At 75.8% G+C, this 24,350-nt stretch carries 22 protein-coding genes; 12 read left to right on the top strand and 10 right to left on the bottom strand.

Annotated elements, in window-relative coordinates; genetic code table 11:
* Nucleotides 1-11: 11 nt before the first annotated feature.
* A complete protein-coding gene (locus KKR89_RS11745) occupies nt 12-221 on the top strand; it encodes a Trm112 family protein (protein WP_208195498.1) in 210 nt (69 codons plus the stop codon).
* Between the two features lie 22 nt (nt 222-243).
* Here KKR89_RS11745 and KKR89_RS11740 read toward each other — a convergent pair whose 3' ends face one another.
* The gene (locus KKR89_RS11740) at nt 244-1,092 is read right to left on the bottom strand and encodes an RDD family protein (RefSeq protein WP_208195497.1); all 849 of its coding nucleotides are present in this window, start codon (nt 1,090-1,092) and stop codon (nt 244-246) included.
* A 75-nt stretch (nt 1,093-1,167) separates the two neighbouring features.
* On the opposite strand from KKR89_RS11740, the gene KKR89_RS11735 reads away from it, so the two are divergent.
* Nucleotides 1,168-2,157, top strand: a complete 990-nt coding sequence (locus KKR89_RS11735) for a stage II sporulation protein M (protein ID WP_208195496.1) — start codon at nt 1,168-1,170, stop codon at nt 2,155-2,157.
* Nucleotides 2,158-2,170: 13 nt separating this feature from the next.
* Here the strand turns inward: KKR89_RS11735 and KKR89_RS11730 are convergent, their stop codons facing one another.
* From KKR89_RS11730 to KKR89_RS11705, 6 genes are all read right to left on the bottom strand, one after another.
* Nucleotides 2,171-3,340, bottom strand: a complete 1,170-nt coding sequence (locus KKR89_RS11730) for a winged helix DNA-binding domain-containing protein (protein ID WP_208195495.1) — start codon at nt 3,338-3,340, stop codon at nt 2,171-2,173.
* A 67-nt stretch (nt 3,341-3,407) separates the two neighbouring features.
* On the bottom strand, nt 3,408-4,724 hold the full coding sequence (locus KKR89_RS11725; protein ID WP_208195494.1) for a DUF58 domain-containing protein: 1,317 nt from the start codon (nt 4,722-4,724) through the stop codon (nt 3,408-3,410).
* 4 nt (nt 4,725-4,728) lie between these two features.
* Nucleotides 4,729-5,757, bottom strand: coding sequence for an AAA family ATPase (locus KKR89_RS11720; RefSeq protein WP_251140870.1), 1,029 nt, complete (start codon nt 5,755-5,757; stop codon nt 4,729-4,731).
* Complete coding sequence (locus KKR89_RS11715; protein WP_208195493.1) at nt 5,754-6,947, bottom strand: DUF4350 domain-containing protein; 1,194 nt, start codon at nt 6,945-6,947, stop codon at nt 5,754-5,756. The genes KKR89_RS11720 and KKR89_RS11715 overlap by 4 nt, the downstream gene beginning before the upstream one ends.
* Nucleotides 6,944-7,567 carry a DUF4129 domain-containing protein gene (locus KKR89_RS11710; protein WP_208195492.1) on the bottom strand — a complete coding sequence of 208 codons (624 nt, stop codon included), beginning with the start codon at nt 7,565-7,567 and terminating at the stop codon, nt 6,944-6,946. The genes KKR89_RS11715 and KKR89_RS11710 overlap by 4 nt, the downstream gene beginning before the upstream one ends.
* Before the next feature lie 21 nt (nt 7,568-7,588).
* The gene (locus tag KKR89_RS11705; RefSeq protein WP_208195491.1) at nt 7,589-8,521 is read right to left on the bottom strand and encodes a glycerophosphoryl diester phosphodiesterase membrane domain-containing protein; all 933 of its coding nucleotides are present in this window, start codon (nt 8,519-8,521) and stop codon (nt 7,589-7,591) included.
* 502 nt (nt 8,522-9,023) lie between these two features.
* Here KKR89_RS11705 and mtrA point away from each other — a divergent pair.
* The 7 genes from mtrA (at nt 9,024) to secA (ending at nt 19,708) form a co-directional block, all read left to right on the top strand.
* Nucleotides 9,024-9,707 carry an MtrAB system response regulator MtrA gene (gene mtrA, locus KKR89_RS11700; protein WP_208195490.1) on the top strand — a complete coding sequence of 228 codons (684 nt, stop codon included), beginning with the start codon at nt 9,024-9,026 and terminating at the stop codon, nt 9,705-9,707.
* Between the two features lie 40 nt (nt 9,708-9,747).
* Nucleotides 9,748-11,514 carry an MtrAB system histidine kinase MtrB gene (mtrB, locus tag KKR89_RS11695; RefSeq protein WP_208195489.1) on the top strand — a complete coding sequence of 589 codons (1,767 nt, stop codon included), beginning with the start codon at nt 9,748-9,750 and terminating at the stop codon, nt 11,512-11,514.
* Nucleotides 11,511-13,199 carry an LpqB family beta-propeller domain-containing protein gene (locus KKR89_RS11690; RefSeq protein WP_208195488.1) on the top strand — a complete coding sequence of 563 codons (1,689 nt, stop codon included), beginning with the start codon at nt 11,511-11,513 and terminating at the stop codon, nt 13,197-13,199. The genes mtrB and KKR89_RS11690 overlap by 4 nt, the downstream gene beginning before the upstream one ends.
* Before the next feature lie 119 nt (nt 13,200-13,318).
* Nucleotides 13,319-14,155 carry a ComF family protein gene (locus KKR89_RS11685; protein WP_208195487.1) on the top strand — a complete coding sequence of 279 codons (837 nt, stop codon included), beginning with the start codon at nt 13,319-13,321 and terminating at the stop codon, nt 14,153-14,155.
* 157 nt (nt 14,156-14,312) lie between these two features.
* The gene (gene hpf, locus KKR89_RS11680) at nt 14,313-14,948 is read left to right on the top strand and encodes a ribosome hibernation-promoting factor, HPF/YfiA family (RefSeq protein ID WP_208195486.1); all 636 of its coding nucleotides are present in this window, start codon (nt 14,313-14,315) and stop codon (nt 14,946-14,948) included.
* Between the two features lie 534 nt (nt 14,949-15,482).
* On the top strand, nt 15,483-16,769 hold the full coding sequence (locus KKR89_RS11675; protein WP_208195485.1) for a winged helix-turn-helix domain-containing protein: 1,287 nt from the start codon (nt 15,483-15,485) through the stop codon (nt 16,767-16,769).
* 119 nt (nt 16,770-16,888) lie between these two features.
* Complete coding sequence (secA, locus tag KKR89_RS11670; RefSeq protein ID WP_208195484.1) at nt 16,889-19,708, top strand: preprotein translocase subunit SecA; 2,820 nt, start codon at nt 16,889-16,891, stop codon at nt 19,706-19,708.
* A gap of 69 nt (nt 19,709-19,777) precedes the next feature.
* On the opposite strand, the gene KKR89_RS11665 is transcribed toward secA, so the two are convergent.
* Together KKR89_RS11665 and KKR89_RS11660 are read right to left on the bottom strand one after the other, a co-directional pair.
* On the bottom strand, nt 19,778-20,437 hold the full coding sequence (locus tag KKR89_RS11665; protein ID WP_208195483.1) for an Rv3235 family protein: 660 nt from the start codon (nt 20,435-20,437) through the stop codon (nt 19,778-19,780).
* On the bottom strand, nt 20,434-21,330 hold the full coding sequence (locus tag KKR89_RS11660) for a LysM peptidoglycan-binding domain-containing protein (protein WP_251140869.1): 897 nt from the start codon (nt 21,328-21,330) through the stop codon (nt 20,434-20,436). Before KKR89_RS11660 ends, KKR89_RS11665 begins: the two co-directional genes overlap by 4 nt.
* Before the next feature lie 96 nt (nt 21,331-21,426).
* On the opposite strand from KKR89_RS11660, the gene KKR89_RS11655 reads away from it, so the two are divergent.
* Nucleotides 21,427-21,990 carry a hypothetical protein gene (locus KKR89_RS11655; protein WP_251140868.1) on the top strand — a complete coding sequence of 188 codons (564 nt, stop codon included), beginning with the start codon at nt 21,427-21,429 and terminating at the stop codon, nt 21,988-21,990.
* A 21-nt stretch (nt 21,991-22,011) separates the two neighbouring features.
* Here KKR89_RS11655 and KKR89_RS11650 read toward each other — a convergent pair whose 3' ends face one another.
* Entirely contained in the window at nt 22,012-22,236 is a 225-nt protein-coding gene (locus tag KKR89_RS11650) for a helix-turn-helix domain-containing protein (protein ID WP_208195481.1), read from the bottom strand.
* Between the two features lie 187 nt (nt 22,237-22,423).
* Between KKR89_RS11650 and KKR89_RS11645 the strand changes: the two genes are divergently transcribed.
* On the top strand, nt 22,424-23,092 hold the full coding sequence (locus tag KKR89_RS11645; protein ID WP_208195480.1) for a hypothetical protein: 669 nt from the start codon (nt 22,424-22,426) through the stop codon (nt 23,090-23,092).
* Nucleotide 23,093: 1 nt separating this feature from the next.
* The gene (locus tag KKR89_RS11640; RefSeq protein ID WP_251140867.1) at nt 23,094-24,338 is read left to right on the top strand and encodes an AAA family ATPase; all 1,245 of its coding nucleotides are present in this window, start codon (nt 23,094-23,096) and stop codon (nt 24,336-24,338) included.
* The last annotated feature ends 12 nt before the right edge of the window (nt 24,339-24,350 follow it).

Below are 24,350 nucleotides of genomic sequence, written 5' to 3'. Positions count from 1 at the left end.
CTGGAGATGCCATGACGGCGACCGACCGACCTGCGACCGACCTCGAGCCGTGGGCGCGTGCGCTGCTGCGGTGCCCCGTGACGGGCGCCGAGCTCGTCGACGGCCGGGACGCCGACGGCTCCCCGGTGCTGATCTCGACGGACCCCGAGCGACCGCTCCGCTACCCGGTGCTCGACGGCATCCCGGTCCTGCTGGTGGACGAGGCGCGCCCGGCGTCCTGATCCGCCCGGGCGCCGCGAGGCGTCAGAGGTCGGGGTCCGGGACGCCGTGCGGCAGCCGGCGCAGCAGGACGGCCTCGGCCTGCTCGCGGCGCACCCGCTCGAGCTCGACGAGGGTCTCGCGGCGGCCGCGCTCGGCGAGCACGGCGGACAGGAAGGCCTCGGGGTGCGTGCCGGCCGGCGGCGGCGGGCTCACGTACGGGAGCAGGTCGGCGGCGAGACGCGTCCCCAGCTCGGCGCGCGAGCCAGGGTGCAGCAGGCCGGCGCGTCCGAGGAACTGCCGGACGGCGAGCGCGAGACCGTCGGGGAGGCGCGCCACGTCCGCGTGCGTGGCCCAGCCCGCGAGCTGGGGCGGCATGACGGCCGACGAGCGCACCGGGGCCGCGGCCCGCACGCGCGACCCGTAGGTCCCCGCGAGGATGTCACCGACCCGCTTGCCGCGGGGGTGCGCGATCGAGCAGATGACCGCGACGGACCCCAGCGTGAGCCACAGCTCCGCCACGCCGGTGAGCGCCCGGACGAAGGCCTGCCGGAGCACGATGGCGCCGCCGTCGTCCCGCACGATCCGCACGCCGGCGACGAGCTTGCCGAGCGAGCGGCCACGGGTCAGCGTCTCGACCGTCGTCGGGAGCACGACGGTGACCAGCACGATCACGGCGATCATGAGGATCCGGCCGGTGTACTGGTCCAGCTGCAGCGAGAGGTTGGACAGGACGATCGCCGCGACGACCAGGAGCACCACGAGCGCCAGGAGGTCGACGACGGCCGCGAGGAGGCGCGAGGCGACCGACGCGGGCCGCGAGTCGAGCAGCACGCCCTCGCCGATCACGACGCCGTCGTACAGCTGGGGCGGTCGGGGCGTCGTGGCGGTCACCCGCGCAGACTATCCGGCACCGCTCACGGTGCGCGGCCCGCACGCACCGGCCCCGGTCGATGGCAGGCTGGGGGCGTGGACCTCGATGCCTACACCCGCGCGCGCACGCCCACCTGGCAGCGTCTCGACGTGCTCGCGCGCCGCCGCCGCCTGAACGGTGCCGAGGCCGACGAGCTCGTCGCGCTGTACCAGGCGACCGCGACCGACCTGTCAGCGGTGCGGTCGGCCGCGCCCGACCCGGAGACGGTCTCGCGCCTGTCGCAGGTGCTGGTGCGCGCGCGCAGCCGCCTCTCGGGCACGCACGCGCCGTCCTGGTCGGACGTGGCGTCGTTCGTCGTCCTGCGGCTGCCCTCGGCGCTGTACCGCATCCGCTGGTGGACCGTCGGCGTCGCCGCGGCGTTCCTGGTCGTCGGCATCGCGACGGGGGTGCTCGTGGCGACGTCGCCGGACGCCCTGGCGCTCATGGGCTCGCCGGCCGAGCAGCGGCAGTACGTCGAGCACGCGTTCGAGGAGTACTACGCGCCCGGTGCGGGCTTCGCCACGATGGTGTGGACCAACAACGCCTGGATCGCGGCGCTGTGCGTGGGGACCGGGATCACCGGGATCGCGCCCGTCTACGTCCTGTTCAGCAACGCGGTGGGTGTGGGGTCCGCGGGCGGGCTCATGGCGTCGCACGGTCGTCTCGACGTGTTCCTGCAGCTCATCGCGCCGCACGGGCTCCTCGAGCTCACCGCCATCTTCGTGGCGGGCGCCGCCGGGCTGCGGCTGTTCTGGACGTGGGTCGACCCGGGCCCGCGGACCCGCGGTCGGGCGCTCGCGCAGGAGGGGCGCGCGCTGTTCACGGTCGCGATCGGGCTCGTGGGCGTGCTCGCCGTGTCGGGGCTCGTCGAGGGGTTCGTGACCGGCTCGACGCTGCCGTGGCCCGTCAAGGTGACCGTCGGTGCGGTCGTGCTGGCGGCGTTCTGGACGTACGTGCTCGTGCTGGGCCGCCGTGCCGTCGCTGCCGGCCACACGGGGGACCTCGACGCCGACCGCGCCGGGTACACGGTCGCGACCGCCGGCTGACGTCCGGGCGCGCTCAGTCCGCGTAGCGGACCGCGTGCGTGTCCGCGTCGTCGGCGAGGAACCGCACGGCGGGCTCCGCCGCAGCCAGCACCTCGCGGCGCCGCGCCGCGCCCAGGGGCTCGAGCGGTGTGATCGTCAGGGTCGCGGCCACCCCGCGGCCCGTGCGTCCGCTCCCGGTGCGCACGCGCTCCAGGGCCCACGTCGCCCGCACCCGTCCGTCGACCAGGACGGCCGCGGGCAGCCGGCCGTTGGGGGTCTGCAGGCGGCGGCGGTGCTCGTCGTCGATCACGCGGGTGCGCTGCGCGTGCGCGAGCCAGAGGTTGTCGTAGTCGGCGAGCAGCCGCACGGGTGCCGGCACGTCGGGGTCGGGCCGCGGCGCGTCCGGCAGGTCGAGCAGCTCGCGCGGGCGCCCGCCCGGACGGGTCGGTGCCCCCGGGAGCGTCACGAGGCGGTCGCGCAGCCCGGCGACGACGTCGCGCAGGCCGGTGCGCCCCGACCACGCCTGGACGTCCGCGACGCTCGCAGGGCCGAACGCCGCCAGGTAGCGCAGCACGACGTCCTCCAGCGCGCGGCGTTGCACATCGGCGGCCGTGAGGTCCCCGGCGGCCGCGACGGCGTCGGGGACCCACGTGTCCAGCGTCGTCCACGTGGTGGCCGCCGAGCGCCGCCACAGCCCGCGCGGCGTGACCTGCACCATGGGCAGCAGCGCGCGGGCGAACGCCGACAGGTCCTGCGGGTGCGCCGCCGGCCACTCCCGCGCGAGGTGCGCACCGAGGGCGGTCGTCACCCGGGGCTCCTCGCGGACGTACGCGGCCGCGACCTCGACGAGCCGGTCGAGGTCGACGACGTCCAGGGCGGCGCGCCGTCGCGGGTTGGCGCGCAGCTCGCCCGCCATGACCGGGCGTGCCAGAGCCGACAGGACCGGGGCGTCACGCGCCGAGACGAGGTGCACGGTCGAGCGCATGACGGCCGTCCGCAGGACGGTCCTGTCGGTCAGGGCCGTGTCGAGGTCGCCGGTCGTGAAGCCCGCGACCCGGCTCCACAGGCCCAGGAACGGCGACCAGGGGTTCTGGGCCTGCAGCCCGACGAGGCGCTCCACGACCGCGGGGACGTCGAGCGACGTGTGCTCGAGCAGGTGCTGACGCGCCAGCAGGGCGCGGTTGAGGTCACGGTCGTCCAGCACGCACCGAACCTAGCGCGCGCGACCGACACGGGACCGGCGCGGGGCACGACAGCACGGGGCACGACAGCTAGAGCCGTCCGGCCGCCTTGAGCGCGAGGTAGGTGTCGGCGAGCCGGGGTGCGAGGTCGTCGGGGGACGCCTCGACCACCTCGACGCCCCGCTGCCGCAGCCGCACGGCGACCGCGTCGCGCTCGAGCGACGTGCGCTCCGCTGCGGCCGCGTCGAACACCTCGTCGACCGTGCGCCGCGACGTCCGCAGCTCCTCGAGCTCGGGGTCCGCCACCGACGCGAGGACCACCTGGTGACGACGTGTCAGCCCGCCCACGACGTCGAGGAGGCCCTGCTCGACCGCCGCGGGGTCGAGCGACGTCAGCAGCACCACGAGCGCCCGCCGGCTCAGGCGCGAGCGCACCTGCCCGACGAGTCCCGGCCAGTCCGTCTCCACGAGAGCGGGCTGCACCCCGGCGAGCGCCTCCGCGAGCGCGGGCAGCACGCGTGCCGAGTGCGAGTCGGCCGCGCGGGCACGGACCCGGCGGTCGTACGCGAGGAGCTCGACGCGGTCGCCCGCGTGCGCCGCCAGGACGCCCAGCAGCAGGGCCGCCTCGACCGACGCCTCGAGCCGGGTCCCGTCGAGCACGCGCGCCGCGCTCGTGCGGGAGGTGTCGACCACGAGCAGCACGTGCCGGTCCCGCTCGGGACGCCAGGTCCGCACCACGACCTCGCGCCGACGCGCGGTCGCCCGCCAGTCGATCGAGCGGACGTCGTCGCCGTCGACGTACTCGCGCAGCGAGTCGAACTCGGTGCCCGCGCCCCGCACCTGCACCGCGGCACGCCCGTCGAGCTCACGGAGCCGCGCCAGGCGCGAGGGCAGGTGTCGGCGGGACGCGAACTCGGGGAGCACGCGCAGGCGCCCCGGCACGTCGAGCGTCGCCTGCCGCCCCGCGACGCCCAGCGGTCCGAGCGTGCGGACCGTGACGCGGTCGGCCACGGCGTCACCGCGCCGCGTCGGCACGAGCGTCGTGGTCACGCGCCGCTGCTCGCCCGCGGGCACGTCGACGCGGTGCCGTGGCGTCCGAGCGCCCGTGGGGGCGTCGCCGTCGGGCAGGGTCGAGGGCGGCCAGGCGTCGCGCACCAGCGCACGCGACGTGCGCCGGCCCACGTTCCGCAGCGTGAGCACGGCGTCCACCGTGCCCGACAGCCGCACGGATGGCGGCAGGCGGCGCGACACCGCGAGCTCGCGCGGCGAGGCGGCGAGCGCGACGTCGACCGCGCACACGACGACGACGACGAGCGCCCACACGAGGACGGTCAGGGGTGCGGGCAGGAGTGCCACCGGGACCAGCCCGGCGAGCGCGACCAGGACCGCGCGCGACGTCAGGGCCACGGGATCAGCGGGGGACCGGGACGGACGCGAGCACCGTGTCCAGCACCGACTCGGCCGACACGCCCTCGATCTCGGCCTCGGGCCGCAGCTGGACGCGGTGGCGCAGCGTGGGGTGCGCGAGCGCCTGCACGTCGTCGGGCGTCACGTAGTCGCGGCCCGACAGCCAGGCCCACGCGCGCGACGTCGCCAGGAGCGCGGTCGCCCCGCGCGGGGACACGCCGAGGCTGAGGGACGGTGACGTCCGGGTCGCGCGGCAGACGTCGACCACGTAGCCGAGGACCTCCGGCGCGACCTGCACGCGTGCCACCTGCGCCCGCGCACGGGCGAGGTCGTCGGCCCCGGCGACGGGACGCAGACCGGCCGCGGCGAGGTCGCGCGGGTCGAACCCGGCCGCGTGCCGAGCCAGCACCTCGACCTCGTCGGTGCGCTCGGGCAGGGGCAGCAGCAGCTTGAGCAGGAAGCGGTCGAGCTGGGCCTCGGGCAGCGGGTAGGTGCCCTCGTACTCGACCGGGTTCTGCGTCGCCACGACGACGAACGGGTCGGGCAGCATGCGCGCCTCGCCGTCGACGGTGACCTGCCGCTCCTCCATCGCCTCCAGGAGCGAGGCCTGCGTCTTGGGGGGCGTGCGGTTGATCTCGTCGGCCAGCAGCAGGTTCGTGAAGACCGGCCCCTCACGGAACGAGAACTGGGCCGTGCGGGCGTCGTAGACGAGGGAGCCCGTGACGTCGCCCGGCATGAGGTCCGGGGTGAACTGGACGCGCTTGGTGCCCAGCGACAGGGCGCCGGAAAGCGAGCGGACCAGCAGGGTCTTCGCGACCCCCGGGACGCCCTCCAGCAGCACGTGACCACGGCACAGCAGCGCGATGATCAGGCCGGTCACCGCGGCGTCCTGACCGACGACGGCCTTGGCCACCTCGGTCCGGACGGCGGCGAGCGACGCGCGCAGGTCGGCGTCGGTGCTCGTGGCGCTCGGCGCGAGGGGGCCCTGCGGGGCGTCCCAGGTGCTCGGGGGTCGCAGCGTGTCGTCGGTCACGGTCGGTGTACCTCGCTCTCCAGGTGGTGCAGGTCGTCGGCGAGCCGCAGGAGGCCCGTGTCGTCGGTGGGCGGCGGCCCGTAGATCAGTGCCTCGACGTCACCGGCGCGTCGTCCGGTGGCGCGTGCCAGGGCGTCGACGAGCGCGGGGGCGTCGGCCGACCGCGGCAGCCCGAGCCGGTGCGCGAGGCGCGCCGCCGTGCCCGCGCGCAGGGCCGCGGCGGCGTGGCCGTGCGCCCGGGCGCGTCGGTACAGGCGGCCGCGGCCGCGTGCCGCCTCGGCCGAGCGGACCACGACGGGCAGCGGTTCGGCGACGACGGGCCCGAGCCGGCGTGCCCGCCAGACGATCGTGACCACCAGCACCAGCGCAAGCCAGCCCGTGACGGGCCGCACCCACGGCACGAGGTCGGCCAGCGCCGGGGTGTCGTCACCTGTCTGCACCGGACCGAGGTCGTCGAGGCTCGGCACGTACCAGACGAGGTGGTCGTGGCGTCCCAGCATGCGCAGCGCGAGCGCGGCGTTGCCGGCGGTGTCGACCGCGTCGTTCGTCAGGGGGTGCAGGTCGGACAGCGCGGTGACCCGGCGGCCGCCCTGCTCGAGGGTGAGGTACGCGCCACCGTCGACGCCCGGACCGGTCGGGAAGCACGTCGTGGCCTCGCCCCCGAGGTCGACGTACCCGCCCGTGGCGATGATGGTGCCGGCCGCGAGGGCGTCGGGGTCGTCGCACGCGGCCTCGCGCCGCACGCGGCTGTTCCCCGTCCCCGAGGCGACGACGTCCGGCGCGATCGTCGACAGCGCCCACCCGGCGTCGACCAGCACGAGGTCGTCGGGCAGGTCCAGGAGCGCGTCGGTCTGCTCCTGCGTGAGCCACTGGTCGCCCACGACGAGGACCGTGCTGTCACCGGTGGCGGCCGCGAGCGCGGCGGCCGTCGTGGTGACGTGCTCGACCGTGACGCCCTGCTGCTCCAGCACCTGGGCCACGGCCCGCGCGCCGGTGGCGCCCGCGTTGTCGGGTGCGCCCGGCGTGGTGCTCGAGGGCGGCGCCGGCAGCGCGAGGACCAGGCCGCCGACCAGCACGACGCCGAGCACCACGAGCCACGGGCGGCTGCGCCGCCAGCGACCGGCCGCCCGGGAGCGTGCGGTCGACCCGTCCCCGACGACCTCGACGACGGGCGCGGTCGTCGCGCTCACGCCCCGACCGCCGCGGGTCGCGCCGCACGGACGACGGCGTCGAGGTCGCGCATCGTCGCGTCGTCGTCGGGCGTGGCCGACCGCTCGCCGTACACGACGTCGTCGAACAGGTCGCCACCGCGCCGCAGCGCGGCCGCGTGCGCGGGCAGCACCGCGGCGGCGACCCGCGCGGCCTCGTGCGCCGTGCGGCCGGGACGTTCGTCGAGCAGCCCGCGCTCCTCGAGGTCGCGGACCACCGCCCGGTACCGGTCGGCGACGGCCACGGACCACGTGCCGGCGCGTGCCGCGGCGTCGGCGGCGTCGCGCAGCTGGGCTGCGGTGCGGCGGTCGTCGGCGTGCAGGACCGCGGTGCGCCGGCGCCGCGCGCCCGCACGCACCGGCCCCGCCACGCGCAGCGCGACGAGCACCACGAGGACCGCCACGCCGACGACCACGAGCAGCGCCGTCCGGTTCGACATGCCGATCGACGGCAGGTTGTCGAGCTGCTCGGCCACCCACGTCAGCCCCCGCTGCAGCAGTGACTCCTGGCGGTGGTACGCGGGGTCGAGCAGCTCCTCACCGACCCACCGGCGTGCCTGCGCCGCGTCGGGCTCCACCGGCACCCCGCTCAGCACGCGCACGTCACGACCGGCCCGTGAGCGTCACGCGGCACCCGTCGCCGCCCGGGCGAGGTCGAGGTCGAGGCCCTCACGACGGATCCGCACGTCGACGTACAGCAGTGCGACGACGGCGGCGAGGAACGTCGTGGACAGCGTCAGGCCGACGATCTGGCCCAGGGCCGAGACCAGGACCGTCAGGTCGTCGGACCCCGACGCGGCCGTGACGAGACCGGCCACCACGGCGGCCGGGACGAGGAAGAGGTACATCAGGACGGACACCAGCAGGTTCGACAGCACGTAGATGCCGAGCAGCCGCCAGAAGCTGCCGCGCGTCAGCCGCCAGGCCCGCGCGACCGTCGGCCAGAACCGCTTGCCCTCGAGCATGAGCGCGGGCGGCACGAGCAGGGTGCGCGTGGTGACCCACACGAGGAGCGCGACGAGCGCGAGGCCGCCCAGCACGCCGACCGCGACGGCCGCCCCGTCGGCGCCGGCCGCGGCCAGCGCCGCGAGGGCGCCGATCCACAGCGCGACCGCCAGCAGGGACGCGAGCAGCTGCAGCAGGGCGAACCCCACGAGCAGCCACACCCGGCGCGTGCGCCACACCTCGCGCAGCGCGACCCGCTGACCGAGCACCGAGCGGCTCACCGACACGATGAGCAGCCCGGTGAGCACCGACGTCACCGGGATGAGCAGCGGAACGGTCAGCGCCTGCCCACCGCTCGTGGAGAGCAGCTCGGAGAAGACCGCGGAGTCGGCGGCCGTCATCGCACCGTCGAGCGTCGTGTCGCTCAGCGCTGCCCCGATGAGGCTCGTGACGTAGAGCTGCACGAGCGTCTGCAGCGCGACGGCGACGGTCACCACGACGGCCGAGAGGCCGAACATCACGGCGGGGTTCGCGCGCACGGCGCGGACCGCGCCGTCGAGGATCTCGCCCAGCCCGAGCGGCCGCAGCGGGATGATCCCGGGCTGCAGCACGGGCACCTGCCACGCCGGCGGCGACCCTGGAGGCGGAGCGCCCCAGCCCGGCGGCACGGACGGCTGCCCCCACGCCGCCGGCGGCGGGACCTGACCAGGCGGCGGGACCTGACCAGGCGGCGGGACCTGACCAGGCGGCGGGACCTGACCCGGCGCCTGCGCCGGGCCGGTGCCCCATCCGGGAGGGGCCGGCGGAGAGCCCCAGCCGACGCCCGGGCCGCCGGGTGCGGCCGGCGGAGGCGGCACCGGGGCGTGCGAGGGCGTGGCGTCCGCGGGCGGGCCGGCGGGGTGCGCCCAGGGCGCGGTGCCGGTGCCGTCGTCCTGCGGGGAGGTCATGCGTCGGGCTCCTCGTGTGTCGCGTGCTGCGGCCCGACAGCGTCGGCGCGTCGGCGGGTCCCATGGTGCCACGGTGCAGGTGGGCGGCGGCTGCGGATCCACACGTCACCCCTCTGCGCGGCGCGCTCGCCCCGGTGCACACCCTCTGCGGTGAGAGGATCACCGCATGAAGGGACGCGTCCTGGTCGTCGACGACGACACCGCCCTGGCCGAGATGATCGGCATCGTGCTGCGCTCCGAGGGTTTCGAGCCGGTCTTCTGCGAGGACGGTGACGAGGCGCTGGGGGTCTTCCGGGCCACCCAGCCGGACCTCGTGCTGCTCGACCTCATGCTGCCCGGCAAGGACGGCACCGAGGTGTGCCGCCAGATCCGCGGCGAGTCCGGCGTGCCGATCGTCATGCTGACCGCGAAGAGCGACACCGTCGACGTCGTCCTCGGGCTCGAGTCCGGCGCCGACGACTACATCTCCAAGCCGTTCAAGCCCAAGGAGCTCGTGGCGCGGGTGCGCGCACGGCTGCGCCGCAGCGACGAGCCGGCTCCCGAGCACCTGGCGATCGGCGACCTGACGATCGACGTCCCCGGCCACCGCGTCGAGCGGGCCGGCCGGTCGATCTCCCTGACGCCGCTCGAGTTCGACCTGCTCGTCGCCCTGGCGCGCAAGCCCTGGCAGGTCTTCACGCGCGAGGTGCTGCTCGAGAAGGTCTGGGGCTACCGGCACGCGGCTGACACGCGGCTCGTCAACGTCCACGTCCAGCGCCTGCGCTCCAAGATCGAGACCGACCCCGAACGTCCGGAGATCGTCGTGACCGTGCGCGGCGTCGGCTACAAGGCGGGTGTCGCAGGGACGTGATCACGGTGCACCGGGTGCCCGTGAGCGGGGGTGCGACGACGTGCCGCGGCTGACCGCCTGGGGGCGGCTGGGCCGCGCGCGTGCGCGGCGGCGCGTGCGCGGCCTGGTACAGCGGTGGCGCTCGTCGCTGCAGCTGCGCGTCCTGGTCTCCACCCTGACGATCGGCCTCGTCGCGCTCGCGGTCATCGGCGGGTACGTCGGCGAGGTCACCCGGGCGGGCCTGTTCGACCAGCGCCTGAAGCAGGTGCTCTTCGAGAGCGCCCGCGGCACGGAGCAGACGCAGGAGGTCCTCGCGGCGTCGACGGCCAGCACCTTCACGGACGTCGCGCGCGACCTGCAGGACGTGACCACGGCGCAGCGCAACGGCGGCTCGGGGGAGCGTGACGTCTTCATGCTGCGGGCACCCGGGCAGACCGGGTCGATCGGCGTGGGCGCGACCGCCACCGACCCCTCGCTGGTCGAGCTCGTGAGCCGCGACCTCAAGCAGGCGGTGGCGGACGGCGGGCAGCACTGGCAGTCGGTCGCGATCCCCGCCGTCGACGGCGGCGCCGAGCCCGGCATCGTGGTCGGGCAGGAGGTCGACGTCCCGATGGCGGGCACGTACCAGATGTTCTTCCTGTACAGCCTGAAGGCCGAGCAGAGCCAGCTCGACTTCCTGCTGCGGACGCTCACGTTCGCGGCCGTCGCGGTCGTCGCGCTGCTGGCGGGGATGACGTGGATGGTGACGCGCCGCACCGTGCACCCCGTGCGGCGGGCGGCGCACGTCGCCGACCGGCTGGCGGACGGCCACCTATCGGAGCGCATGACCGTGCGCGGGCAGGACGAGATGGCCACGCTGGCGCGCACGTTCAACGAGATGGCGGAGGGCCTGCAGGACCAGATCCGGCGCATGGAGGACCTCTCGAGGCTGCAGCGCCGCTTCGTGTCGGACGTCTCCCACGAGCTGCGCACGCCGCTGACCACGATCCGGATGGCGGGCGAGGTCATCCACGGGGCACGGGAGGCCTTCGACCCCGCCATCAAGAGGTCCGCCGAGCTGCTCGCCACGCAGCTGGACCGCTTCGAGGACCTGTTGGCGGACCTCCTCGAGATCAGCCGCTTCGACGCGGGTGCCGCGGTGCTGGACGCGGAGGGCCGCGACGTGCGCGACATCGTGCTGCAGGCCGTCGACAACGCCACCCCGCTCGCGGTCAGGCGCGGGTCGTGGTTGCACGTCGACCTGCCCGACGTGCGTGCCACCGCCGACGTGGACCCCCGACGCGTGGAGCGCGTCCTGCGCAACCTGCTGGTCAACGCCGTCGAGCACGCCGACGGCTCGGCCGTCGAGGTGCGGGTCGGGGTCGACGCCACCGCCGTCGCGGTGACGGTGCGGGACCACGGCGTCGGCATGACGCAGGACGAGGCCCTGCACGTGTTCGACCGCTTCTGGCGGGCCGACCCGGCGCGGGCGCGCACCACGGGCGGGACGGGTCTGGGGCTGGCGATCTCGCTCGAGGACGCGCACCTGCACGGCGGTCGGCTCGAGGCGTGGGGGCGCCCGGGTCGGGGTGCGTGCTTCCGGCTCACGCTGCCGCGGCGTGCGGGCATCGTGCTGGACGGGTCCCCGCTGCCGCTCGTGCCGGACCAGGACGCCCAGCCGGCCGCGGACGCCCAGCCGCTGCGGAGCACCGATCCCGCGGCGCTGCCGGACCTGCCGCCCATGACGGGGGAGATCGCGATCGTCAGCAACCCCACCGACCCGGTGCGCACCGACGTGCGTCTCGACGACGCCCCGACCGCGAGCAGCGCCGCCCGGAGGCGGTCGTGACGCGCGCGGCGCGCTCGCGCGCCGTCGCGTGCGCCGCGCTGCTGGTCGCGGTGATGACGGGGTGCGTCGCGATCCCGACCGGCGGACCGGTGACGGCAGGCGGCGGGGGGCAGGTGCGCGAGCAGGACGGCGTCGTCGTCCTCGCGCAGGGCCCGCAGACCGACGCCGAGCCGACGCGCATCGTCGAGGGCTTCCTGCTCGCCATGGACGCCGAGGTCACCGGCGACTTCGACATCACGCGGCAGTTCCTCGCCGCCGACGAGCGCTCCGAGTGGGACCCGGGTGCGGAGACGATCGTCGCGAGCACGACGATGGTCGAGCAGACGGGTGATGCCCAGGTGACGGTGTCCCTGGCCGTCAAGGCGAAGGTCGACGTCGACGGGCGGTACGTGGAGGTGCCCGCGGACGCGCTGGAGACGCTGCGCTACGAGCTGGTGCAGGACGCGCGGGGTGCCTGGCGCATCGCGTACGCACCGGACGTCCTCGTGGTCGACTCGCGGCGCTTCGCGCAGCAGTTCCGCGAGACGTCCCTGTACTTCCTGACCCCGGACAGCAGGGTGCTCGTCCCGGAGGTGCGGTTCTTCCGTGACCGCAACGTCCCGACGGCCGTGGTGCGCGCGCTGCTCGCGGGCCCCTCGCCGTGGCTGCAGGATGCCGTGACGTCCGCGATCCCGCCGGGCACCGAGCTCAAGCCGGAGGCGGTCTCCTTCGAGCGCGGCGGCGTGGCGGAGATGACGTTCGAGCCGGCCCGGGCGGTCCTGGAGGCGGACCGCGGGCTGCTGCTCGCGCAGCTCGACGCGTCGTTGCGCCCCCTGGGCGTGACGACCCTGGTCGTGCGGGCCGGCGCGGGGGGTGCCGTGATCGAGGGCGTGCCCGACGTGCTCCCGGCCCCGGACGCCGGCGAGCTGGAGATCCTCGTCGACGGGCAGACGCTGCGCGTCGTCGCCGACGCACCCGCCGCCGTCGACGGTGCGGGCGTGGTCCAGGGCGCCGCGCCCGGGAGCCCGGCGCGGTCGGCGGACGGGCTGGTCCGTGTCGCGCTCGCCGACCCCTCGACCCTCGTGACGGTCCCCGTCGGCAGCGCCGAGCAGCGGACGCTGCTGACCGGTCCGGCCCTCGCGGCGCCGTCGGTCGACCGCTACGCGTGGGTGTGGACCGCCCGGGGCTCGGGGGCCGGGCGGCTGGACGCCGTGCGGCTCGACGGCACGGCCGTCGAGGTCACAGCGGACTGGCTGGCCGGGCGGACCGTGCAGGCGGTCCGGGTGTCGCGGGACGGCACGCGCGTGGCGATCGTGTCCCGCGGGCCGGACGGCGTGACCCTCAACGTGGCGGGGGTGACGCGCGACGGTGGCGGCGTCCCGCTGACCATCGGACCGGGCGTGCGTGCCGGTGGCTCCCTGACCCCAGCGGCGGCCGCGTCGATCGTGTGGGTCGACGACGTCACGCTGGGCATGCTGGCCGAGGGCGACGCCGGGGTGACGCCGTACCGCGTCCCCGTCTCCGGCGGCAGCACGCCGCTGCCGGCGGTGGCCGACGCGGTCGAGCTCGCCGCCGACCGGGGCTCGCGCTCCCTGTACGTCGTCACCGCCGACGGTGACCTCCTGCGCCACGAGGGTGGCACGTGGGTCGCCGTGCCCGGGGTGACCGGCGTGCTCGACGTCGCCGGGGCGGCGTTCCCGGGCTGAGACCCGGGGTCCGGTCCCCACGGCGGACCGAGCCGACCCCAGGGACGCGTGGTGGCCACGCCGTCCACGGGGCGTCCCCCGCGCCCGCAGGTGGGCCGTCCGCGCGGCAGGCTGGCGGCATGCCCTGCGAGCCGCCGACCGCCCCCACCCCCGAGACGCGCTCACCGCTGCGCACGCTCCTCGTCGCGGCGTGCCACGACCTCGTGGGCCTGGTCGTCCCGGTGGCGTGCGCGGGGTGCGGCCGGCCGGACGTGACGTGGTGCCCGCCGTGCGCCGCGACCCTGCGCGGCGCCGCCGTCCGCCGCGACCACGACGCGGGTCGGCTGGACCTCCTCGACGGCCGGACCCTGCTGCCGGTGTGGGCGCCCGCGGTGTTCGTCGGGCCCGTGCGCCACGCCGTCTCCGCGTGGAAGGACGGCGGACGCAGCGACCTCGACCGGCCGTTCGCCGCCGCTACCCGCCGCACGGGAGCAGCGGTGGCTGCTCACCTGCCCGACGCGACCGGCGCGGGGCATCTCCCCGTGCTCGTGGTCGCCGTGCCGTCGACGGCCGCCGCCCGCCGCCGACGCGGGCGCGCGCCCGTGGACGCGCTGGCGGCAGCCGTGACCGCGGGGCTGCGGGACGGTGGCGTGCCGGCGGTGCGGGCCCGGGTGCTGCGCCGGTCCGCGGGCCCCGACCTCGCAGGCCTCACCGCGCGCGCACGGGGTGCGGCGCTCGCGGGCCGGGTGCGCGCGCACCGGGCCGCGCGTCTCCGCGGCCGGTGGGTCGTGCTCGTCGACGACGTGCTCACCACGGGTGCGACGCTCGCCGCGTGCCACGCCGCCCTCGCCGCCGCAGGCGCGTCCGTCCTGGCCGGCGTCGCGCTCGCCGCCACGCCGGCACCGTCGGGCCGGAGCACCGCGGGGTCCTCCGTCCGGAGCAGCGCGCCGCGTCCCGGGCACGCCGAGGAGGGATAGCGTGAGATCCTGGATACGACGCCGTGAGCAACTCCCGCAGCAGTCCGGCGGGGATGCGCGGCCGAGGAGGTGATGCCGCCCGCCCCCGCCGTGGGGCCGTAGACGTACGTTTCGTCCGGGCGGGCGCTGCCCGCCCCTGACCTCCCAGGAGGCCCACATGGAGATCGTGGTTGCAGGCCGGCACACCGAGGTGTCCCCGCGGTATCGCGCCCACCTCGAGAGCAAGCTCGCGAAGATCGAGCAGCTGGCCCCGCGCGCACAGCGCGTCGACGTCCTCGTGTCGCACGAACCGAGTCCGCGCCAGTCCGGCAGCAGCGAGAAGGTCGAGCTGACGGTGGTCGACAAGGGTCCCGTCATCCGGGCGGAGGCGTGCGCCGATGACGCGTACGCCGCCCTGGACGTCGCCCTCGGCCGCCTCCTCGAGCGCCTGCGCCGTGCGCGCGACCGGCGCAAGGACCACCGCAACCACACTCCGCTGGCGCCCGTGGACGTCCGTCCTCCCGCGCCGGAGCCGCCGGCTCCTGTGGCGCCCGAGCCGGGCGAGGACGGGGTCACCGAGAAGGTTCTGGGTGACTCCCCGGTCCTGATCCGCGAGAAGGTGCACCGGGCGGAGCCGATGACGGTGGACGACGCGCTCTACGAGATGGAGCTCGTCGGGCACGACTTCTTCCTGTTCGTGGACGCGGAGACGGCCCAGCCGGCGGTCGCGTACCGCCGCCGGGGCTGGAGCTACGGCGTCATCAAGCTCGACGCGCCGGTCGTGACCGGCGGATCGCGCCGCATCGCGGGCTGACGCCGGCGGGACGAGGTCGCGGGGCGGTGGGCCGTCAGGCCCGCCGCCCCTCGCCGTCCAGGGTGCTGCCGGCGGCCCGGTGCGGCCGCCGGTGGTGCCCCGGTGCCGGACGGCGCGGTCCGCCCGGCACCGGGAGTGCGGTCCTGACCGCCACGCGTGCCGAGAGATCGGCGGCCGGGCAACGACGTTCGTCGCGGGGCACGGTGCCCGTCAAGTACTGCGAGAATGTTTCGGAAAACTTTCGACTGCGACCCTGCCTTCGCTGAAGCGATTCGGGTGCGTCGGCCGCCCCGGGCGATCGGATGCCTCCTCGCCGTGGCGTGCTGAGCAGCGCGCCTGTGCCGCGTCGTGGTGCGCCAGGCGGGGTGAGGCGGGCGTCCGCCGCGCCGTGATGGAGCGAAACTTGCGGCCGGACGTGCGCTCGGCGTCACGCGCGTGGACGCGCGAGGTGAGAAAGGATTCAGTTCCCGGTGCGGCCGGCCGGCCGTCGGGCGTGCGGCGTCGATGTCAGGGGAACCGGGCAGGATCGGGGGCATGGTCGACACCCGCCCGGAGAGGCTGACCCGGTCACAGGCACGCCGCGCCGTCCTGCACGCCTCCGGCCTCGACCGTCCCCGGCCGGCCCGGTCGCTCCCGGCCGGTGCGCGCGAGCTGCAGCGGGTCGTCGACAGGCTCGGGCTGCTGCAGGTCGACTCGGTCAACGTGCTGGCGCGGGCCCACCTCATGCCCGTCTACTCGCGCGTCGGTGCGTGGGACGTCGCAGCGCTGGACCGCGCGACGTCGCGGCCGCCGCGCCGCCTGGTCGAGACGTGGGCGCACGAGGCGTCGCTCGTGCCGCCCGCGACGTTCCGTGACCTGGCGTTCAAGCACGCCGGCAATCGTGCGGCGGTGGAGCGGCGGGGGGACACGCTGCACGGCGTCCCCGTGGGCCGCTCCCCGGAGGTCGCGACAGTCCGCGGCATCGTCGACGAGCGGGGCCCGGTCACCGCGCGGGAGGTGCAGGAGATCCTCGGCGGCGACGGTCGGCGTTCGGCGGCGTGGGGGTGGTCGGGGACCGACGCCAAGCGCGCGCTCGAGCACCTCTTCTACGTGGGCGAGCTCACGACCGCCGGTCGCAACCCCCAGTTCGAACGTCGCTTCGACCGTCCCGACCGGGTGCTCCCGCCGGACGTGCTCGCTGCGCCGCAGGCCGACGAGGCGACCGCGCGCCGACGGCTGGTCGAGATCGCCGCGCGCGCCCACGGCGTGGCGAGCGTGCGGTGCCTGGCGGACCACTGGCGCACCGCCGTCGCTCCGACGAGCGCGGTCGTCGCGGAGCTCGTCGCCGACGGGGTGCTCCGGCCGGTGGAGGTCGAGGGCTGGCGCGGCCCGCTGTACCGGCACCGGGACGCGCACGTGCCGCGCCGCGCACGGGGGCGGGCGCTGCTCAGCCCCTTCGACCCCCTCGTGTGGGAGCGCACGCGGACCGAGGCGCTGTTCGACCTGCGCTACCGCATCGAGATCTACGTCCCGGCCGCGGCACGGGTCTGGGGGTACTACGTCCTGCCGTTCCTGCTCGGCGAGCGGATGGTGGCCCTCGTGGACCTCAAGGCGGACCGGCGCGCGGGTGTCCTGCGCGTGCCTGCCGTGCACCGGGCGCCGGCTCCCGCGGGCGACGTGCTCTCGGGAGCACCCGGGGACGGCGAGGTCGCGCACGAGCTCGCGGCCGAGCTCTGGACGATGGCCGGGTGGCTGGGGCTGACCGACGTCCGCGTCGGGCCGGACGCGTCCGGCAGCCTCGCCGCCGCGCTCGTGCGCGAGCTCCCCGCTGCCGCGGGCTGAACGACGACCCCGCTGGTCCCGTGGCTCGCCTACGATGGTCGGGCCCGGTCGAGCGGCCGGGCGACACGCACGCCCCGATGCCGTGAGCGGACGGGCGCCAACGACGTCGGGAGAGTTGCGTGACGGCGATCCTCGAGAAGGTCCTCCGGCTGGGCGAGGGGCGGATCCTCAAGAAGCTGTCCGGTATCGCGTCCCAGGTCAACGCGCTGGAGGACAGCTTCACCTCGCTGTCCGACGCCGAGCTGCGCGAGGAGACCGACAGGTTCAAGGCGCGCCTCGCCGAGGGCGAGAAGCTCGACGACCTGCTGCCCGAGGCGTTCGCCGCGGTGCGCGAGGCGTCCCGCCGGACCCTCGGCCAGCGGCACTTCGACGTCCAGCTCATGGGTGGCGCCGCGCTGCACCTGGGCAACATCGCCGAGATGAAGACCGGTGAGGGCAAGACGCTGGTCGCGACGGCCCCCGCCTACCTCAACGCGCTGACCGGCAAGGGCGTCCACATCGTCACGGTCAACGACTACCTCGCGGGCTACCAGGCCGACCTCATGGGTCGTGTGTTCCGGTTCCTCGGCATGTCCACGGGAACGATCCTCTCGCAGCTGACGCCGGCCGAGCGCCGCGTGCAGTACGCCGCCGACATCACGTACGGCACGAACAACGAGTTCGGCTTCGACTACCTGCGCGACAACATGGCGTGGAGCGTGGACGACCTCGTGCAGCGCGGTCACCACTTCGCGATCGTCGACGAGGTCGACTCCATCCTCATCGACGAGGCGCGCACGCCGCTGATCATCTCGGGCCCTGCCTCGGGTGACGCCAACCGGTGGTACGGCGAGTTCGCCAAGGTCGTGCGGCGTCTGCAGCCGGACCGCGACTACGAGGTCGACGAGAAGAAGCGCACCGTGGGCGTGCTGGAGCCGGGCATCGCGCGGGTCGAGGACTACCTGGGCATCGACAACCTCTACGAGTCGCTCAACACCCCGCTCATCGGCTTCCTCAACAACGCGATCAAGGCCAAGGAGCTCTTCAAGCGCGACAAGGACTACGTCGTGATGAACGGCGAGGTGCTCATCGTCGACGAGCACACGGGCCGCATCCTCGCGGGTCGCCGCTACAACGAGGGCATGCACCAGGCGATCGAGGCGAAGGAGGGCGTGGCGATCAAGGCCGAGAACCAGACGCTCGCCACGATCACGCTGCAGAACTACTTCCGCCTGTACGGCAAGCTCGCCGGTATGACCGGTACGGCCGAGACCGAGGCCGCGGAGTTCCAGGGCACCTACAAGCTCGGGGTCGTCCCGATCCCCACCAACCGGCCGATGCAGCGCATCGACGGCAAGGACCTCGTCTACAAGGCCGAGGAGGGCAAGTTCGACGCCGTCGTCGCGGACATCGTCGAGCGCCACGCCAAGGGCCAGCCCGTGCTCGTGGGCACGACGAGCGTGGAGAAGTCGGAGCTGCTGTCGTCCAAGCTCAAGAAGCAGGGCGTGCCGCACGAGGTCCTCAACGCCAAGCAGCACGCGCGGGAGGCGTCGATCGTGGCGCAGGCCGGGCGCAAGGGCGCGGTGACGGTCGCGACCAACATGGCCGGCCGTGGTACGGACATCATGCTCGGTGGCAACGCGGAGTTCATGGCCGTCGCCGAGATGAACGAGCGCGGCCTCGACCCGGCGGAGAACGCGGAGGAGTACGAGGCCGCCTGGCCCGAGGTCCTCGAGCGGGCCAAGCTCGCGGTGGCGGCCGAGCACGACGAGGTCACCGAGCTCGGCGGCCTGTACGTGCTGGGCACCGAGCGCCACGAGTCGCGCCGCATCGACAACCAGCTGCGCGGTCGCTCCGGCCGTCAGGGCGACCCGGGCGAGTCGCGGTTCTACCTGTCGATGCAGGACGACCTCATGCGCCTGTTCAACTCCGGCCTCGCCGAGTCGATGATGACGCGTGCCGGGTTCCCGGAGGACATGCCGCTCGAGTCCAAGATCGTGACGCGGGGCATCCAGTCCGCGCAGTCGCAGGTCGAGGCCCGCAACTTCGAGATCCGCAAGAACGTCCTGAAGTACGACGACGTGATGTCCCGTCAGCGCGAGGTCATCTACGAGCAGCGCCGCCGGGTGCTGCACGGTGAGGACATGCAGGAGCAGGTCACCCACTTCCGCACGGACGTGATCTCGGAGTACGTCGCGCTCGCCACGGCCGAGGGCCGCCCCGAGGACTGGGACCTCGAGGCCCTGTGGACCGCGCTGCGCGGCGTGTTCCCCATCTCGATCACGCCGGAGGAGGTCGTCGAGGAGGCGGGCGGTCCGACGCGGCTCTCGGCCGAGCTCCTCACGCGCGAGGTGCTGTCGGACGCCGAGCACGCCTACGCCGAGCGCGAGGAGAGCCTGGGCGAGGAGAACATGCGCCAGCTGGAGCGGCGCGTGGTCCTGTCGGTCCTCGACCGCAAGTGGCGCGAGCACCTCTACGAGATGGACTACCTCAAGGAGGGCATCGGTCTGCGCGCGATGGCTCAGCGCGACCCGCTGATCGAGTACCAGCGCGAGGGATTCCAGCTCTTCACCGCCATGACCGACGCCATCAAGGAGGAGTCGGTCCAGTACCTCTACAACCTCGAGGTGCAGGTCGCCCAGCCGACGGACGGTCAGCCCTCGGACGCGCCGCTCATCAGCGCCGACTCGGCCGCGCAGGCAGCGGGCTCGGTCGGGGCGGCGGCCGCGCGGCCGCGGCCGGTCGACGGGGACGGCGCGGCGGGCGCGCTCGTCGCGAAGGGCATCGACGGTCCCGCCGAGCGCACGCCGCTGCAGTACTCGGCGCCGTCCGCCGACGGCGACGGTGAGGTCGTCACGCGGGCCGAGGGCGGCGGCCGCGCGGCACGGCCCGCCGCGGCCGCGTCGGGCAGCGCCAACCGCGCCGACCGCCGCAAGCAGGCGAAGCAGCGCAAGCGCTGACCCGCGCGGTGTCCCGGTCCGTGGCTCCCGGCCCGCGGACCGGGCCCGCGACCCTGCGCCGAGGGACGTTCAGCCGATCTCCAGCGTCGTGACGCGCCACGCACCACGGTGCGCCTCGAGCCGCAGGGCGACCGCGCGCACCCGGACCCCGTCGTCCACCACCAGGCAGGCCTCGGCGGTGTGACGGTCCACCGGGCACACCCGGACGCGGCGGGCCGCCGGGCGCCTGGCGTGGGTCAGCACACCCGCCCGCCGGATCAGCGCGGCCGTCTCCTGCAGGGACTCGAGCACCTCCGGGGCGACCCACCGCGCGAGCTGGCCCGGCGGTCGGCGTCCCAGCACGACCTCGACGCACGCGAGCCCGACGCCGTGGGCGAACCGGCCGGCGTCGGTGACCGGTGCGGCACCGCGCTCGTCGTCCGGCTCGGACGTCCGCACGTCGTGGTCCGACCCGGCCCGGCGTCCGCGCTCCCGCAGCAGCGGCGGCACGACCGGCCCCGAGGCGGGCGTGGTGCGGGCGGGCGGCAGAGCCGGGACCAGCCGCAGCCGCGGACGCGGGTCCGGGCGAGGCGCGCCCACGCCGTCCGTCGCACCGGCGTCCGGTGCGACGACCGAGGTGAGGCGCCGTTCCGGCGCGTGTGACGGTGGGGGCGGTGCGCCCGCGTCCAGCCGCGCGACGGCGTCCTCGACCGCCGTCGGCATGACGTCGTCGTGGGGGAGGGTGGTCACCGGGCACCTCCGTCGGGGTGCGAGGGGACGACCAGCACCTGGCCGGGCTGCAGGACGTCGGGGTCGGGCCCGATGGTCGCCGCGTTCGCCGCGTACCACCGCGGCCACTCGGCGGCGATCGCGGCGTCGGACGCGCCGGGTCCCAGAGCACGCGCCGCGAGTCCCCACAGCGTGTCGCCGGGGTGGACCTCGACCCTGCCGGCGGGCGGTGCGGCCGGCGCCGGCTCCGTGACGGCGGGCACCTGCGCCACCACCGGCACGACGTCCGCCGCGCGGCCGGGCTCGGTGTGCGTGTCCGGCGTGACGGGGGGTGGCGTCTCGTCGGCCGGTGGAGCATCGGACGTGGCGGCGCCCGCCGGGACCGCGTCGGGCGGGACGGTCTCGGACGGGCCAGCGCCGGTCAGGGCCGCCCCGGCGTCCCCTCCTGACGGTGGTGCGAGGTCCGTCGCGGTGGGCGTCCAGCCGAGGTCGACGGTGACGACCACGGCATCAGGCGGTGCGTCGGCGGTCGCGTGGGCGCCGACGACGCCGGTCAGGCCGACACCCGCCGCCAGGGCGACGGCCAGCGCGCGGCGGACCAGGCCCGGCGCCCACCGGTGCACGGCCGCCTCGCCGCCGCGCCACGCACCGCCTGCGGACCGGACCGCGGCGCAGGCGCCGGCGACCAGTGCCGACACGCCGACCCAGGCTGCGGCCAGCGCGCCGACCGCCACGACGAGCGGTGCGACGACCGTCTCGACACGCCACAGCTGCGTGGACGCGACGTGATCGGCGACCCACAGGCCGAGGGCGGCCGCGACGGCGAGCGCCGCGGTGCCGGCCAGGACGAGCCCGACGGCGGTGGCAGCCGGATGGGGCGGGCGCCCGGCGAGGTTCCTCGGTCGGTCAGGCACGTTGCTCCTCGTTGATGTCGTTTGATGTCGTTTGATAAAGTCTGGTGGTGCCAGGTGTAGTCGAGTCCGGGCGATATGTCCAGTAGGGTCCGGTCCGTGAGTGGCGACAGCACCGGGGCGCGGCCTCCTGCCCCTTCCCACCGGTGGGAGCAGCTGTTCGCGGACCTCGAGGGCCAGCTGGCTGCCGGCCGCGCCGAGGAGGCGCGGTGGGACGTCGCCGAGCTGACGCGTGCCGAGCGCGGCCGGGTGGCCCTGGCGGACCGCCTGCGTGCGGCGACCGGCGGGCGCCTGCGCATCGCGACGGCCCACGGGGAACCGCTCGACGGGGTCGTGGTCGACGCTGCGGCGCAGTGGGTGCTGCTGGATCTGGGGGCCGGTCGTCGGGCGGTCGTCCCGACGGCGGCCGTCCGGGCCGTCGAGGGCCTGGGCGCGAGCGTGGCGCCGCCTGCCGGCCGGCTCGAGTCGGCGCTCGGCCTCGGTCACGTCCTGCGGGCGCTCGCGCGGGACCGGGTGGTCGTCACCGTGCGGACCGACGCGGGGGTGCTCACCGGACGGCTCGACCGGGTCGGGGCCGACCACCTCGACCTGACGCAGGTGACACCGGCGGGCCGCGGCGTCAGCGTGCCGTTCGGTGCCCTGCTCGCGGTGGTGTCGCGGTGAGGGGCGCCGCCACCGGCTCGCTCAGACGGAGCCCTCGGAGGGCGTCCCGTGCGTCGTGCGCGCCCGGGTCTCCGCGTACATGCGCTCGATGTACCGCTCCAGCTCGTCGGTCTCGACGCGCCACTGCATGCGCCCCCCGATCTGGATCGCGGGCAGCTCGCCGGAGCGGACGAGCGCGTACGCCTGGGGCGCCGAGATGTTGAGGATCTCGGACACGTCGGCGAGCGTCAGGAACCTCGGTGCCATGCTCGCAGTCTCGCACGGCGGGTGCTGCCCGGACCGTTGTCCACAGGCTGCGGAGGAACCCCCCCGCGGGGCCCCTCGCGCACGCCACACTCGTCGTGCCGCCCCGGCCGGCCTCGACCACGCACGCCGGCTCGACCGCCTCGGCGGTGGCACGCCGCCACCTGCTGCCCCCTGACCAGGAGCCTTCGTGGACACCTCCCTGCTCGACCTGCCCGCCCCGACGGCCGCACGCCTGCGCCGTCCCGGCTGGCGCGACCCTCGGCTGCTCGTGGGGCTGGCCCTCATCGCGGCGTCCGTCGCCCTCGGGAGCTGGGCCGTCACGACCGCCCAGCGCACCGTCCCCGTGTACGTGGCACGCGACGTGCTGGTGCCGGGCACCGCCCTGACGTCGTCCGTCCTGGTGGTCGCCGACGTCCGGCTCGCCGACCACGTCGACGGCTACCTGCGCGCCGACGAGCCGCTGGCCGACGCGGCGGTGCTGCTGCGGACCGTCGGCGCCGGTGAGCTCGTCCCGGCGGCGGCGGTGGGGGACGCCGCGGACCTCGACGTCCGTGCCGTCCCGGTCACCCTGTCGGGACCGGCGCCGAGCGGTCTGGGTGCGGGGTCCCGCGTCGACCTGTGGTTCACGCCGGAACGCGGCCCGGCCGCGCCGGCGGACGCGACGGGCGTCGACGTCACGCCGCGCGAGCTCGCCACGGCGCTCACGGTCGCCGAGCTCAGCAGCGCCGACGGGGCGTTCGCGAGCGGCGGCGCCCGCACGGTCCACGTGCTGGTCCCGGTCGAGGACCTCCCGGAGGTCCTCGGCGCGCTCGCCGGCGGCGGCACCGTCGACGTCGTCCCGGTGCCGGGGGCCTGACGTGGGCGTCGGGGTGCTGTGCGCGGTCCAGGGGGCGGCCGAGTCCGCGATCGTGCAGGCCGTCGAGGGCTCGGGCGGGCGGCTGTCCGTGACGCGACGCTGCGCCGACCTGACCGAGCTGCTGGCCGCCGCGGAGGCCGGGCTGGGCGGTCTGGCCGTGGTGTCGGGGGACCTCGACCGGCTCGACCGTGAGGCGGTCGCGGTCCTGCACCGGTGCGGCGTGCGCGTCGTCGGGCTGGGCGACCCGTCGCGACCGTGGCTCGCGGAGCGGCTCACCGCGCACGGCGCGGACCTCGTCGTCGACGTCGACGTCGACGGTGGCGTCCCGGACGTCGTGCGCGAGGCGCTGTCGGTGCTCGGCGGGGGGCAGATGGCACCGGTCGCGGCACCGGAACCGGTGGCGCCCACGCGGCACGGGACGACCGTCGCGGTCTGGGGCCCGACGGGTGCGCCGGGTCGCACCTTCGTCGCGGTCAACCTCGCGGCCGAGCTGGCGGCGCTCGGCCGGCCGACGCTCCTCGTCGACGCGGACACGTACGGCGGTGTGGTCGCGCAGGTCCTGGGCGTGCTGGACGAGGCGCCCGGCGTGGCCGCGGCCGCGCGGGCCGCCGGGCAGGGGGCGCTGGAACTCGCGACGCTCGCACGGCTCGCCCCCGTGGTGCTGCCGGAGCTGCGGCTGCTGTCGGGGATCTCGCGCGCCGACCGCTGGCCCGAGCTGCCCGCGAGCTCGCTCGAGCTGGTCCTCTCGCAGGCGCGAGCGCTGGCGGACGTCACGGTGGTCGACACGGGCTTCTGCCTCGAGCAGGACGAGATGCTCAGCTACGACACGCGTGCCCCGGCGCGCAACGCCGCGACCCTGGCCACCCTCGAGCAGGCGGACCTCGTCGTGGTCGTCGGCACCGCCGATCCGGTGGGCGTCCAGCGCCTCGTACGTGCGCTGGCCGACGCGGCGGACCGCGGCCTCGCCCTGACCCGGCGCGTGGTGGTCAACCGCGTGCGCCCGACCGTCGCGGGGTCGCGCCCGGGCGAGGCCGTCGCCGCCGCGCTCGCGCGGTACGCCGGCGTCGAGGAGGTCCTGCTCGTGCCCGAGGACCGGCCGGCGGTGGACGCCGCGATGCTCGAGGGCCGCGCGCTGCGGGAGGTGGCGCCCGGCTCGCCCGCACGACGCAGCCTGGCCGCGCTGGCCGCGGAGGTCGCGGCCACGGTACGGGCCGACGCGCCGGTGGGCCGGGTACCGGTGGGCTGAGCGCGCGGCAGC

The sequence above is a fragment of the Cellulomonas dongxiuzhuiae genome (assembly GCF_018623035.1).
Classification (GTDB): Bacteria; Actinomycetota; Actinomycetes; order Actinomycetales; family Cellulomonadaceae; genus Cellulomonas; species Cellulomonas dongxiuzhuiae.
The sequence above is the reverse complement of the archived record's forward strand: the minus strand, read 5'-3'. Positions and strand labels throughout refer to the sequence as shown.